Source organism: Lysobacter sp. OAE881 (assembly GCF_040546665.1).
Lineage (GTDB): Bacteria > Pseudomonadota > Gammaproteobacteria > Xanthomonadales > Xanthomonadaceae > Lysobacter_J > Lysobacter_J soli.
In genome coordinates this window covers 622,872-636,213 of the sequence record NZ_JBEPOG010000001.1, presented here as the reverse complement: position 1 = coordinate 636,213, position 13,342 = coordinate 622,872, and the positions used below count along the sequence as shown (strand labels likewise).

Annotated in this window: 14 protein-coding genes; 12 read left to right on the top strand and 2 right to left on the bottom strand. The window is 68.1% G+C overall.

The window, feature by feature from the left end:
- Positions 1 to 22 precede the first annotated feature (22 nt).
- Positions 23 to 1,066, top strand: a complete 1,044-nt coding sequence (locus ABIE51_RS02870; RefSeq protein ID WP_192632161.1) for a pectinesterase family protein — start codon at positions 23 to 25, stop codon at positions 1,064 to 1,066.
- Positions 1,067 to 1,172: 106 nt separating this feature from the next.
- The gene (locus ABIE51_RS02865) at positions 1,173 to 1,919 is read left to right on the top strand and encodes a rhamnogalacturonan acetylesterase (RefSeq protein ID WP_192632160.1); all 747 of its coding nucleotides are present in this window, start codon (positions 1,173 to 1,175) and stop codon (positions 1,917 to 1,919) included.
- 153 nt (positions 1,920 to 2,072) lie between these two features.
- On the opposite strand, the gene ABIE51_RS02860 is transcribed toward ABIE51_RS02865, so the two are convergent.
- Positions 2,073 to 3,386 carry a pectate lyase family protein gene (locus ABIE51_RS02860; protein WP_354503380.1) on the bottom strand — a complete coding sequence of 438 codons (1,314 nt, stop codon included), beginning with the start codon at positions 3,384 to 3,386 and terminating at the stop codon, positions 2,073 to 2,075.
- A 168-nt stretch (positions 3,387 to 3,554) separates the two neighbouring features.
- On the opposite strand from ABIE51_RS02860, the gene ABIE51_RS02855 reads away from it, so the two are divergent.
- The 10 genes from ABIE51_RS02855 (at position 3,555) to ABIE51_RS02810 (ending at position 11,440) form a co-directional block, all read left to right on the top strand.
- Positions 3,555 to 4,388 carry a 2-keto-4-pentenoate hydratase gene (locus tag ABIE51_RS02855; RefSeq protein WP_192632158.1) on the top strand — a complete coding sequence of 278 codons (834 nt, stop codon included), beginning with the start codon at positions 3,555 to 3,557 and terminating at the stop codon, positions 4,386 to 4,388.
- A gap of 17 nt (positions 4,389 to 4,405) precedes the next feature.
- On the top strand, positions 4,406 to 5,395 hold the full coding sequence (locus tag ABIE51_RS02850) for a TRAP transporter substrate-binding protein (RefSeq protein WP_192632157.1): 990 nt from the start codon (positions 4,406 to 4,408) through the stop codon (positions 5,393 to 5,395).
- 8 nt (positions 5,396 to 5,403) lie between these two features.
- The gene (locus tag ABIE51_RS02845; protein ID WP_115841119.1) at positions 5,404 to 5,913 is read left to right on the top strand and encodes a TRAP transporter small permease; all 510 of its coding nucleotides are present in this window, start codon (positions 5,404 to 5,406) and stop codon (positions 5,911 to 5,913) included.
- Entirely contained in the window at positions 5,914 to 7,197 is a 1,284-nt protein-coding gene (locus tag ABIE51_RS02840) for a TRAP transporter large permease (RefSeq protein ID WP_115841118.1), read from the top strand.
- Positions 7,198 to 7,276: 79 nt separating this feature from the next.
- Positions 7,277 to 8,371 carry a LacI family DNA-binding transcriptional regulator gene (locus tag ABIE51_RS02835; RefSeq protein WP_157029064.1) on the top strand — a complete coding sequence of 365 codons (1,095 nt, stop codon included), beginning with the start codon at positions 7,277 to 7,279 and terminating at the stop codon, positions 8,369 to 8,371.
- Between the two features lie 265 nt (positions 8,372 to 8,636).
- Positions 8,637 to 9,482: a 5-dehydro-4-deoxy-D-glucuronate isomerase gene (gene kduI / locus ABIE51_RS02830; RefSeq protein ID WP_192632156.1), complete on the top strand. Its 846-nt coding sequence runs from the start codon at positions 8,637 to 8,639 to the stop codon at positions 9,480 to 9,482.
- Positions 9,483 to 9,525: 43 nt separating this feature from the next.
- Complete coding sequence (kduD, locus tag ABIE51_RS02825; protein WP_192632155.1) at positions 9,526 to 10,281, top strand: 2-dehydro-3-deoxy-D-gluconate 5-dehydrogenase KduD; 756 nt, start codon at positions 9,526 to 9,528, stop codon at positions 10,279 to 10,281.
- A 260-nt stretch (positions 10,282 to 10,541) separates the two neighbouring features.
- A complete protein-coding gene (locus ABIE51_RS02820; protein WP_192632154.1) occupies positions 10,542 to 10,970 on the top strand; it encodes a cupin domain-containing protein in 429 nt (142 codons plus the stop codon).
- A 118-nt stretch (positions 10,971 to 11,088) separates the two neighbouring features.
- On the top strand, positions 11,089 to 11,271 hold the full coding sequence (locus ABIE51_RS02815) for a hypothetical protein (protein WP_192632153.1): 183 nt from the start codon (positions 11,089 to 11,091) through the stop codon (positions 11,269 to 11,271).
- A gap of 10 nt (positions 11,272 to 11,281) precedes the next feature.
- Positions 11,282 to 11,440: a hypothetical protein gene (locus tag ABIE51_RS02810; protein WP_157029060.1), complete on the top strand. Its 159-nt coding sequence runs from the start codon at positions 11,282 to 11,284 to the stop codon at positions 11,438 to 11,440.
- Positions 11,441 to 11,442: 2 nt separating this feature from the next.
- Here ABIE51_RS02810 and ABIE51_RS02805 read toward each other — a convergent pair whose 3' ends face one another.
- A complete protein-coding gene (locus ABIE51_RS02805; RefSeq protein ID WP_192632152.1) occupies positions 11,443 to 13,332 on the bottom strand; it encodes a potassium transporter Kup in 1,890 nt (629 codons plus the stop codon).
- Positions 13,333 to 13,342: the final 10 nt, after the last annotated feature.

The following is a 13,342-nucleotide window of genomic DNA, read 5'->3' as shown; positions in this document are numbered from 1 at the left end:
TCCCCTGCTTGCAGGGGAGGGTTTGGAAGGGGCGAAGTCCCCCGCGGGAACCTTCGACGCCGTAGTCGGGCGAACGCCTTTCGACGGCATCCCGATCTTCGCCAGCGTCGGAGCCGCCATCGCCGCCGCGCCCATCACGGGCGGCAAACCTTTCCGCATCCTCGTCACCCGCGGTCGCTGGCACGAGAAGCTGGTGGTCGACAAACCCGAGATTCATCTCGTCGGCGAAGACCGCACGGCCAGCGTTCTGACGTTCGACGCCGCCGCCGGCATGCCGCGGCCCGACGACGAGCCGTGGGGCACGTGGGGCTGCGCGAGCGTCACCATCCGTGCACCCGGCTTCCGCGCCACGAACCTCACCATCGAGAACGCCTTCGACTACGTCGGCAATCTTGCGGCGCCGAAGTTCGAGCCCATCGGCCCGAACGGCGCGCAGGCGGTCGCGCTGATGCTGGACGCGGGTTCCGATCGCGCGATGTTCGAGCGGGTGGACGTCATCGGCCACCAGGACACGCTGTTCGTCGATGCAGGCCGGAGCTTCTTCCGCGATTGCCGCATCAGCGGCAGCGTCGATTTCATCTTCGGCGGCGGCAATGCGCTGTTCGAACAGTGCGAACTGCACTCGTGCTTCCGTCCCGGCAAGGAACGGCAGGGTTACGTCGCCGTGCCGTGCACGCCGTCGGCGCAGGCGTATGGACTCACGTTCGTGCGATGTCGGCTGACGCGCGATGCCGCCATCGCCGACGGCAGCGTCGCGCTGGGCCGCGCGTGGCGACCGGGACGCACGTTTCCCGACGGCAAGTACGGCGATCCCGACGCCGTCGGTGCCGCGGTGTACCTCGACTGCTGGATGGATGCGCACATCGACCCCCGCGGCTGGGACGAGATGGGCTACACCGCCCGCGACGGCAAGCGCGTGATGCTGCAGCCCGGCGACGCGCGGCTGTTCGAGCACGCAAGTTCGGGGCCGGGCGCACATCGTTCTGCTTCACGGCGAGCATTGCCGCGCGACCGAATCGCTGCGTATGCGCGCGAGCGCGTGCTCGACGGCTGGGTGCCGATCTGATCGACGCCGCGCGTTGGCGCGTCACCTTCGATCCCGCTGTCATCCCCCGTTTCCCCGTCATCCCGGCGAAAGCCGGGACCCAGGCCCGCACCGTCGAACGAATCCCATGCCAAAAGTCGTCCACGCACTCGTACTGCTGCTCGCCCTCGCCGCCTCCGCACGCGCAGCGGAACCGCCCACGATCCACCTCGCCGGCGACTCCACCATGGCGATCAAACGCGCCGAGAAGCGGCCTGAAACCGGATGGGGCGAGTTCCTCGCGGAGCAGTTCGCACCCGGCGCGATCGCCGTCGACAATCGCGCGATGAACGGCCGCAGCACGCGCACGTTCATCGCCGAAGATCGTTGGAGCGCGCTGCTGGAAGCGACGAAACCGGGCGACATCGTGCTGATCCAGTTCGGCCACAACGATCAGTCGATCGAGAAGCCCGACCGCTACACGCCGCCCGCGGACTATGCGCGGAATCTTGAACGTTTCGTCGCCGACGTTCGCGCGCGGAACGCCACGCCCGTGCTGCTCACGCCGGTCGCACGACGCCGGTTCGACGAGGACGGACGCGTCGTGGCCAGCCACGGCGAGTATCCCGACCTCGTGCGTGCACTCTCCGCGCGTGAGCATGTCGCGCTGATCGACATGGAGCGCCGCAGTTCCGCCGTGCTCCAGGAGGCTGGCGTGGAGGGCTCGAAGGCGCTGTTCCTCTGGCTCGCGCCCGGCGAGCACGCGAACTACCCGCAGGGCGTGCAGGACAACACGCATTTCTCGCCGAAAGGTGCGGCGCGGATGGCGCGGGAGTTTGCGGCAGCGTTGCGGGAGTCGGGGGTGGAGGTGCCGAAGCTCGACCGCTTGCCGTAGCGAGGCCCCTCTCCCGCCTGCGGGAGAGGGGTGGGGATGAGGGCCGAGCCGGCGCGTAGGCCTGGATCCCGGCTTTCGCCGGGATGACGGCTCTCCCTTGGGTCGGGGACAACACAGACAACATCGACGCTGCGATGCTGCTCCCGCGAACGCCTACTTCAACGGCTCCCGCCGCGGCAGCGGCTTCAGCGGTTCCATCGTGCCCAGGTCCCAGTCCGCCGGCACGAATGCCTGCCGGGTTTCCTTCTGCACCGGATAACCGCCTACCTGCTCCTGGCTGTCGATGATGCGGCCGCGGCCTTCGATGGTGTCGGCGAGGATGCGGCGATCCACGTCATCGCGATCCCACGGCCGTGCGCCCGCATTCGCGATCACCGCGTCCTGCACCTGCGACGACGGCAACAGCGTCACGCCGAACGGCAATGCCGGCGCGCGCTTCATTGCATCCACGCGGATCGGCGTGGTGGTGTAGCGGCCCTGCTGCGGCAGGGGGTTGCCGATGCGGTCGACGGCGAGGTTGTCCTCGAAGAACACGTCGACGTCGCCCGAACCGCCGACTTCGAAGAACGCGACGTCCTCCGTCGAAATGCCCGCGCGCATCACGTTGCCGCGCGCGATGACCTGCCCGCGCGAGTACGGATGGCCCAGCCATTCCTCGGCGATGAGGTTGTAGTGCACGGCGCGCTGGCCCGGGTCGTAGATCAGGTTGTTGATGACCTGCCCGCGCGCGCCGCCCTTGAACAGCGGGTTGCGCTCGTAGTTGTGCGCGTAGAGGTTGCCGACGATCAGCACGTCGTTGACGTGGTCGTGGATCAGCGAACCCTTGGAATGCTCGCCCTTCTTGTGCGTCGCGTTAGACAGTCCCTCGGCGACGATGTTGTTGCTGTAGGTGATGCGGCGCGACGCCGCGTCCATCCACGCCTTCTCGTCCTCGCCGAAAAAGCGCGTGCTGGAGGCCGAGAGGTTCTCGTCCGTCGCCCACGTCAGCGAGCAGTGATCGACGATCACGTCCTTCGCGCCGCGCACGGTGGTGATCGCGTCGATGTCGCCGGAGAACTTCGGCATGCCGCCATCGCCCGGGCGCATGCGGATGTGGCGCACGACCACGTCATGCGTCGCGATGGTCAGCCCGCCCTTGATGAAGGTGATGCCCGGTTGCGGCGCGGTCTGCCCGGCGATGGTGAGGAAGGGCTCGGTGATGCGCAGCTCCTTCATGCCCAGGTCGATCACGCCTCCGACCTCGAACACGACGATGCGCGGCCCCTTCGTTGCGAGCGCTTCGGCGAACGATCCCGGCCCGTCGGCCGCGAGCGTGGTGACGCGCAGGATCTTGCCGCCGCGGCCGCCCGGCGTATGCGCCGCCCAGCCCTGGGCGCCGGGGAATGCGAGTGCGGGTGTCCCGGTGGACAAGGAATCGGGCCCGGCGGGCGCCGCCCAGACGCCTCCGGCCGTGGTGGAAGCCAGCAACGCGCCGATCGTCAGCGCGCGCGCAAACCCGTGAATCCTGCCCTTCCGGCGTTGCATCCCCATCCGTCCCCTCCCCGAGCCGTGTTCCGAGTGTAGACCCCGATTGTCAATGACACCGGTTTCCTATACAACATCCCGAACAGCCGAATCTCAGGGGATCGCCGTCGCATGGACAAACACGCGCCCGACGCGGGCAGTGACAGCGCAACGATCGCCCGGCGACTGGTGGATGCCCGGCGGAAAGCGCAGGCGCTTCCGGAATATCCCGGCGCGCTGCCCGCCAGCCTCGACGAGGGCTATGCGTGCCAGGACGCGGCGATCGCGCTGTGGGACCGCCCGGTCGTGGGCTGGAAGGTCGGCAAGATCCCGGCCGACTGGGAAGCGACGCTGGGTGAGGAACGCCTGGTCGGGCCGATCTTCGAAGGTGCGATCCAGTCGCCCTCGCCGCGCGACGCGGCGACGTTCCCGGTGATTCCCGGCGGCTTCGCCGCGGTGGAGGCCGAGTTCGTGTTCCGCATCGCGCGCGACAGCGATCCCGGCAAGTTCGATTACTCCGCCGACGAAGCAGCCGACCTGGTCGATGCGCTGCACGTGGGCATCGAGCTGGCCGGCAGTCCGCTGCCGCTGATCAACGTGCTCGGCCCGCCGGTGGTGGTGTCGGATTTCGGCAACAACACCGGGCTGGTGCTCGGCAACGAAATCACCGGCTGGCAGCGCCGCAGCGCGGACGACCTCACCTGCGAGACCTTCATCGACGGCCACCTGGTCGGCGAAGGCGGCGCGGCCTCCATCGCCGGCGGCCTGCTCGCGGCGCTGGCATTCGCGCTGTCGCGTTGCGCACGTCGCGGACATCCGCTCAAGCGCGGCATGCTGGTGACGACGGGCGCGGCGACCGGCATCCACGACATCGTGGCCGGACAGCGCGCGCGCGTCAGTTTCGGCGAATGGGGCGAGATCCACTGCAACGCCATCGCCGCACAACCGCACGGGGAGCGCGCGTGACCGAAGCCGAACACGGAATGCACCGCCGCCGTTTCCTCGCCGGACTCACCGGCGCCTGCGCCGCGGGCGCGTTGCCGCAGGCGCTGCGCGCGGCCGAGCCGGCGCGCGTGCTCACCGCCACCGACGTGCACGTGAAGGATTACCCGACCGTGCAGGCGGTGCAGTGGATCGGCGAGCAGCTCGAGCGCGAAACCAGCGGACGCGTACGCATCCGGATGTACCACGCGGGCCAGCTCGGCCGCGAATCGGAAGCCATCGACATGGCGCGTTTCGGCGCCATCGCCATCACGCGCGTCTACACCGGTGCGCTGAACAACGCCTTCCCGCTGACGCAGGCGTTGTGCCTGCCGTATGTCTTCGATTCCACCGAGCACCTGCGCCGCGCGATCGACGGCAACGTCGGCGCGCAGGTGTTGCGCGGCTTCGAATCGCGCGGGCTCGTCGGCCTTGCGATCTACGACAGTGGTCCGCGCTGCTTCTACAACATCAAGCATCCCATCGTGGTGCCCGGCGACCTGCACGGGTTGAAGATCCGCGTGCCCATGTCGGACATCTTCATCCGGATGCTGCGTCTGTTCGGCGCCAACCCGACGCCCTTGCCGCTGGGCGAGGTGTTCTCCGGCATGGAGACGCACATGATCGACGGCGCGGAGAACAACATCCGCAGCTTCCAGTCGAGCCGCCATTTCGAGGCCGCACGCTACTGGTCGCACAGCGATCATTCGTGGGCGCCGGACGTGCTGCTGATGTCGCGCAAGATCTTCGATTCCCTGGAAGCGCGCGATCGCGAGACGCTGCTGCGCCTCGCGCGCGAATCGGTGGGCGTGATGCGCACGCTGTGGGCGCAGCAGGAAGACGACGCGCGCCGCATCGTGGAGGACGCCGGCGTCGCGTTCAACGAATGCGACATCCCGTCGTTCCGCGCCGCCGCGCAGCCGTTGCTGGCGCATTACCGCACGGACCCGGCCATCGACGCGCTGTACCGGCAGATCCGCGATCTCGCCTGAGGATTCCCATGGACGCCACCGTGACTCCGGTTCCGACTTCGATCCTGCAACGCACCTGCGAACGGCTGGCCGGCTGGACGATCGCGACGGCGGCGTTCGCGCTGCTGATGCTCGTGCTCGTGCAGGGCTGGCAGGTGATCGCGCGCTACGTGCTCAACGATTCGCCCAGCTGGACCGAGCCGGTCACGCTGCTGATGCTCAGCACCGCGATGAGCATGGGCGCTGCCGCGGGCGTGCACACGCGCCGGCACTTCGCGTTCTCGCTGCTCGCCGAAGCACTCGGGCCGCGCGGCAGGCACGCGGCGCACCTGCTGCAGTCGGCGGTGGTGGTGGTCATCGGGCTGATGCTCGCCTACTGGGGCGGCGTGCTGTTCGTCGATGGCGTGCACATCCCGACCGCGGGCGCACCGCTGCCGGAAAGCATCGACTACCTGCCGCTCGCCGTCGGCGGCGCGCTGATGGCGCTGTTCGCGATATCGCAGATGTTCCATGACACCCCGTCGGCGGAGGTCCACTGAATGGCGATCGCCCTGCTCTTCGTCGTCTTCGGCGTGATGCTCGTGCTGGGCGTGCCGGTGGCGTACGCGCTGGCCGCCGCCTCGCTGGCGACGCTGCTCTACCTGGACGTGCCCTCGATCGTGATGGTGCAGCAGGTGTCCGCAGGCTCGGGATCGGCGAGCCTCATCGCCATTCCGCTCTTCATCTTCGCCGGCGAGATCATGATGCGAGGCGGCATTTCCGAGCGCCTGATCAGCCTCGCCTCGTCGCTGGTCGGCCGCATGCGCGGCGGCCTCGGGCAGGTCAGCATCCTCTCCTCGCTGTTCTTCGGCGGCGTGTCGGGCTCGGCGCTCGCCGACGTGTCGGCCGTCGGCGGCACGATGATCCCGCAGATGGTGCAGCGCGGTTACGACCGCGACTTCGCCGTGAACGTATGCATCACCGCTGCACTGGTCGCGCTGCTCGTGCCGCCTTCGCACAATCTGATCCTGTATTCGGCCGCGGCCGGCGGCGGTCTGTCGATCGCCGACCTGTTCGCCGCCGGCATCGTGCCCGCGCTGCTGATGACGCTCGTGCTGATGGTCACCTGTTACGCGGTGGCGCGGCATCGCGGCTACGGCGTGGAGATCTTCCCCGGTTGGCGCGCCGTCGCGCTGCGCCTGGTGTCGGCACTGCCCGGCCTGGGGCTGGTCGCGCTGATCTTCGTCGGCATCCGCGCGGGCATCTTCACCGCCGTGGAGAGCGCGGCGATCGCGGTCGTCTACGCGCTGCTGGTCACCAGCGTGCTGTATCGGCAGATGCCGTGGCGCGAGTTCCTCGGCACCGTCGTGCACGCGGCACGCAGTGCGGGCGCGATCCTGTTCGTGATCGCCACCGCAGCGGTTTTCGGCTGGCTGCTGGCCTACCTGCAGGTGCCGTCGGCTTCGGTGGATTTCCTCACCGGCCTGACGCAGGACCGCAACCTGATGTTGCTGCTGATGATCCTGGTGCTGCTGGTGCTGGGCACGTTCCTCGACCTCGCACCGATGATCCTGATCTGTACGCCGATCTTCCTGCCGGTGGCCCGGGCCATCGGCATCGACCCCGTGCATTTCGGCGTGATCCTGGTGCTGAAGGGCGGCCTGAGCCTCATCAGCCCGCCGCTGGGATCGGTGCTGTTCGTCGGCACGTCGATCGGCAAGATCAGCATCGGCCAGAGCATGCGCACGATCTGGCCGTTCTGGCTGGCGGGGCTGGCGGTGCTGCTGGTGGTGGCCTTCGTGCCGGCACTGTCGCTGTGGTTGCCGGCAGTGCTCAAGGCCTGACGCGCCCGTTTCATACGTGTATCGACGTCGGATCATGCCGGGCGCGCGCACCCCGCTCGCGCCCCGCTAGAATCCGCCCATGACCGAACCCGCGCCGCGCACCCGCCGATCCCGCACCGCCTCGCCGCTGCCGGCGCCGGAGGACACCGGGCTGACCGGCAAGGCGACGATCAACGACATCGCGCGGCTTACCGGCGTATCGAAGAAGACGGTCTCGCGGGTCATCAACAACTCGCCGCTGGTGCATCCGGAAACGCGCGAGAAAGTGCTCGCGCTGATGAAGCAGCTGGGCTACACGCCCGACCCGCAGGCGCGTGGCCTCGCGTTCCGGCGTTCGTTCCTGATCGGGCTGGTGTACGACAACCCGACCGCGCAGTACATCGTGAACATGCAGTACGGCGCGCTGGATGCGCTGCGCGATTCGGGATACGAGCTGGTGGTGCACCCCTGCGATTCCTCGAAGGAGGACTACATCGAGGGCGTGCGCCGATTCGTGCAGCAGCAGAAGCTGCATGGCGTGATCCTGATTCCGCGCGTGTCCGAAGACGAGCAGCTCGCGACGGCGTTGCGCGAGACCGGCGTGCGCTACGTGCGCATCGCCTCGGTGCCGATGGACGCGGCGACGCACATGCTGGTCACGCAGGACCGCCAGGCCAGCATGGAAGCGGCCAACTACGTCGAATCGCTGGGACATCGCACCATCGGGCTGATCACCGGCCCGCGCCGTTATCGCTCGACGATCGAACGCGGCGGCGGTTTCCTCGCCGGCCTCGACGCGCGCGGCATCGAGCTGTCGCCGGACTACATCTTCGAAGGCGGCTACACGTTCGATTCGGGCGTTGCGGGCGCGGAATACCTGCTCGCCAAATCGCCGCGCCCGACGGCGATCTTCGCCTGCAACGACGAAATGGCCGCCGGCGTCTACAAGGCGGCGATGCGTCGCGGCCTGTCGATTCCCGGCGATCTGTCGGTCGTGGGCTTCGACGACAGCCCCCTCGCCGCGCAGCTGTGGCCGGCGCTGACCACCATCCATTCGCCCACGCGCGACGTCGGCCGCCAGGCGGCGCAGATGCTGCTCGGCGAGGAGCCGTCCGGCCCGCACGCGGTGAAGGAACCGCGCACCGTGAGCCCGCAGCTGGTCGTGCGGGATTCGACGCAGCGGCCGAAGGTCTAAGACGCCGCGCCCGGTTTCCATAAGCCCCTCTCCCGCCTGCGCGAGAGGGGTTGGGGTGAGGGCGATCGTCCGCTGTTCGGGGTTCGCCCTCATCCGCCCTTCGGGCACCTTCTCCCGCACGCGGGAGAAGGGATTCCAGCCACTTCGCGCACCCTAGGCACTCGACGCGGCTGACCTTTGACACCGGTTACCAAAACCCCGCTATCATCCCCTCACCCGCCTGCCGCGCGACGTCCGCGACGGCCCGAACCACCGGAGAGGCCCGATGTTCCGCAAGACCTACCACGCCACCCACCCGGACATGATGGCCGGCGCCAGCAACGACCAGCTGCGCGAGCGCTACCTCATCGACGGTCTCTTCGTTCCGGGCCAGGTCGTCCTGAACTACTCGCACAACGAGCGCTTCGTCATCGGCGGCGCAGCCCCGACGACGGCGCCGGTATCGCTCCCGGCGCAGACCGAACCGGCCTCCGCCGCGGGCAAGCCGTTCCTCGAACGCCGCGAGCTCGGCATCGTGAATGTCGGCTCCGGCACGGGCACGGTCACGGTCGACGGCACCGCGCACACGCTCGAACCCAAGGACGGCCTGTACGTGCCGATGGGCAGCGCGGACGTGACCTTCGCCTCGAACGACGCCGCCAATCCCGCGAAGTTCTACCTCGCATCCACGCCCGCGCACGCGCGTTTCGAGACGAAGCACATCTCCATCGCGCAGGCCGTTCCGCTGGAGCGCGGCGCGCTGGAAACTTCGAACGAACGCACGATCTACCAGTACATCGTCCCGGCGACGGTGAAGTCGTGCCAGCTGCTGCTCGGCCTGACGATCCTCAAGCCCGGCAGCGTGTGGAACACCATGCCGCCGCACCTGCACGACCGTCGCTCGGAGGTCTATTTCTACTTCGACCTCGCCGACCAGCGCGTCATGCATTTCATGGGAGATCCGGCGGACATGCGCCACCTGGTCATCGCGAACGACGAAGCCGTCGTGTCGCCGCCGTGGTCGATCCACATGGGCTCGGGCACGAAGAACTACTGCTTCATCTGGGCGATGGGCGGCGAGAACCTCGACTACACCGACATGAACCAGCTGGACATCTGCCAGCTCAAGTAAGCGCGCGGGCGCATCCGCACACGAAACCAAGGGGAAAGGCTCCATGTCCAATCCGTTCAGTCTCGAAGGCAAGGTCGCGCTGGTCACCGGCGCCAACACGGGCCTCGGCCAGGGCATCGCGGTGGCGCTCGCCGAAGCGGGCGCCGACATCGCCGCCGCCGGCATCCAGGCGCCGCTCAAGACCGAGGAGAAAGTGCGCGCGCTCGGCCGCCGCTTCGTGTCGATCGAAGCGAACCTGTCGAGCGTGGAGCCGATCGAGCGCGTCGTGCGCGAGACGCTCGACGGTCTCGGCGGGCTGCACGTCCTGGTCAACAACGCCGGTCTGATCCGCCGTGCCGATGCGGTGGATTTCACCGAGAAGGACTGGGACGACGTGATGAACGTGAACATCAAGGGCGCGTTCTTCATGGCGCAGGCGGCCGGCCGGCACATGATCGCGAACGGCGGCGGCAAGATCGTCAACATCGCCTCGATGCTGTCGTTCCAGGGCGGCATCCGCGTGCCGTCGTACACCGCGAGCAAGAGCGGCATCGCCGGCATCACGCGCCTGCTCGCCAACGAATGGGCGAACAAGGGCATCAACGTCAACGCGATCGCGCCCGGCTACATGGCGACCGACAACACCGCACAGCTGCGCGCGGACGAAGCGCGAAGCGCCGCGATCCTGGACCGCATCCCCGCGGGTCGCTGGGGCGATCCTTCCGACCTCGGCGGCGCGGCCGTGTTCCTCGCATCGCGTGCGTCGGATTACGTGAATGGCGCGATCCTGCCAGTGGATGGTGGTTGGCTCGCGCGGTGATGGCGCTCGCGATGGTGCAGGCGCGCTGTTGAGCCCCTCTCCCACCGGGAGAGGGGTTGGGGTGAGGGGTAACGAAGCGATAGCGGTGAACTTGGATTCCCGCGCCGCGCTGCAGTGTTGCTTGAGGAAGCAGGCGCAAGATCGCGATGGATTCCAGCTTTCGCTGGAATGACGAGCAGACGATGGTCCGATTAGGAGTGCCCATCCGCTCCGGGCCTGGATCCCGGCCTTCGCCGGGATGACGACAGAGGGAGGATGCCGTGAGCCCATTCCGCTTCATCGTTTTCACGCTGATCAGCGCAGCACTCTCCACGGCCCACGCCGCCGAGCCCCGCCGCGACTCGTATGTCGAGAACGCGCGCGACATCGCCGTCCCACAGCCCGGTCCGCACGAAGGCAAGGGCACGACCACGGCCTATCCCTTCTTCGAGCAGGCCGAAGGTTTCGACATCGTCTTCCGTCAGCGCGCACTCCATCCCGGCGCGACCATCGGGGAGCATCGCAACGACAAGGACGAGATCTACTACGTGCTGTCCGGTCGCGGCGAGCTGATGCTCGACGGAACGCGCCGCGACGTCGGCCCCGGAGACGCGATCCTCACGCGCGATGGCAGCACGCATGCGCTTGCGCAGCGCGGCGAGGAGGACCTCGTCATCATCGTCGTCTATCGCAAGCGCGCACAGCGCTGACGCGGTGAAGGATCCGTGACGCGCGGCGCGCGTGCATGAATGAAGGCCGCCTTCATTCGCCCCGTCTTAACCGCACGCATCCGAGCATGGGCCATCGTCCAGTGAAGGGAGCACGCCGATGGCAGACAGCAAGCGCGAACTCATCGCCCCCAACGGCGACAAGCGTTACGTGCGTCGCGACGAGAAGGGCCGCTTCAAGGAGTCCGACGACGTCGGCCGTTCGCTGTCGCAGGACCAGAAGCGCCAATCGCAGCACGATTCGAAGCCGGGCCAGGGCGATCGCGGCGATCGCAAGCACTGAGGACGGCGCGATGAACTCACGCCAGATCTTCATTGCGATGGCGATCATCCTCGCCGTCGCGATCATCGGTTACATGTACCTGCACAGTCGCGAAGCGGCGCCGCTGCAGGATCCATCGCCGGACGCGACCAGTGCGCTCTACCTCCACGACGTAGCCGGTCGCGCCTGACGCTAGATCGCGACACGCCGGCCGATCTCGATCAGCCGGTTGTCGGGTATCTGGAAGAACGACGTGGCGGGCAGCGCGTTCCGCGTGAGCAAAGCGAACAGGTGGTCGCGCCACAGCGCCATGCCGGTGCGGTCGCCCGCGATGACGTCCTCGCGACTGGTGAAGAACGTCGTCTCCATCAGATCGAAGTCGAGTCCCTGCTCGCCGCACGCTTCCAATGCGGCGGGCACGTCCGGTGTTTCCGCGAAGCCAAAGCGTGCGCAGATGCGGTGGAAGTCCGCATCGTGCGCGTCGATGCGCACGCGCTCGCGTGCATAGGGTTCGTCCAGGATTTCCACCGTCAGCAACGCATTGCGCTCGTGCAGCACGCGGTTGTGCTTGAGATTGTGCAGCAGCGCCTGCGGTGCGTACTCGGGATCGTTCGTCAGGAACAGCGCCGTGCCTGCCACGCGCGTCGGCGGGTGATCGCGCAAGGAAACCAGGCAAGGACCCAGCGGCAGGCTGTCGCGCCGGTTGCGCTGCGTGAGGAGTTCGCGCCCGCGGCGCCAGGTCGTCATCACTATCAGCGCAAGCGCCCCCAGCAGCAGCGGGAACCAGCCGCCGCTGCGCAGCTTCATCAGGTTCGCGCCGAAGAACGCCAGGTCGACCGCCAGCATCGCCAGGCCCAGCGGCACGACGACCGGCCATCCCCATCCCCACACGCGTCGCATCACCACGACGATCAGGATGGTCGTCGTCAGCATCGTGCCGCTCACCGCGATGCCGAACGCCGCGGCCAGCGCGCCGGACGAGCGGAATCCCAGCATCGCGGCGAGCACCAGCAACAGCAGCAGCCCGGATACCAGTGGCAGGTAGATCTGCCCGCGCACGCGCGAGGACGTATGCAACACGCGCATGCGCGGCAGGTAGCCGAGCTGGATGCACGCGCGAACCATCGAGTACGCGCCGGCGATGACGGCCTGCGATGCGATCACCGTCGCCGCGGTGGCGAGCCCGATCATCGGGAACAGCGCCCATTGCGGCACCGTCCGATAGAACGGACGCGTGGCCGCAGTGGGATCGACCAGCAGCACCGCGCCCTGGCCGAAGTAGCTCAGCAGCAGGCACGGCAGCGCGATCGCCGTCCAGGCCAGGCGGATCGGCCGCGCACCGAAATGCCCCAGGTCCGCGTACAGCGCTTCGGCGCCCGTCAGCACCAGCACGGTCGCGCCCAGCGTCGTGAACCCGGCGAAGCCGTTGCGCGCGAAGAACGACCACGCATGCAGCGGGTTCATTGCCGACAGGATCTGCGGCTGCCGCAGCATCGCAAAGAAGCCGAGCACACCGGCGGCAAGCAGCCACGACAGCATCACCGGACCGAACCATCCGCCGACGCGCGCACTGCCGAACCGTTGCAGCGCGAACAGGCCGACGACGATCGCGATGCTCAGCGGCAACACCCACGGCGCCAGCGCCGGCGCCGCGATCTCCAACCCTTCCACCGCCGACAGCACCGATACCGCCGGCGTGATCACGCTGTCGCCGAAGAACATCGCGGCGCCGGTAAGGCCGGCGAGTACGACCCAATGCCGCCGTCGCGGCCGCTCCATCAGCGACGAACGCGCCAGCGCCAGCAACGCCATGATCCCGCCCTCGCCCTTGTTGTCCGCGCGCATGATCAGCAGCACGTACTTGAGCGACACCACGCCCACGAGCGCCCAGAACGCAAGCGACACGACGCCGAGCACGTTGGCCGGCGTCGGCCGCACGCCATGCGAACCGAAGGCCTCCTGCAGCGAGTACAGCGGACTGGTCGCGAGATCGCCGAACACCACGCCCAGCGCGGCGAGCATGAGCCCGGACAGTGCGGGCGACGCCTTGCTGTCGGCGCTGATGTGTTCGTTGTTCCGCATCGATCCGCAC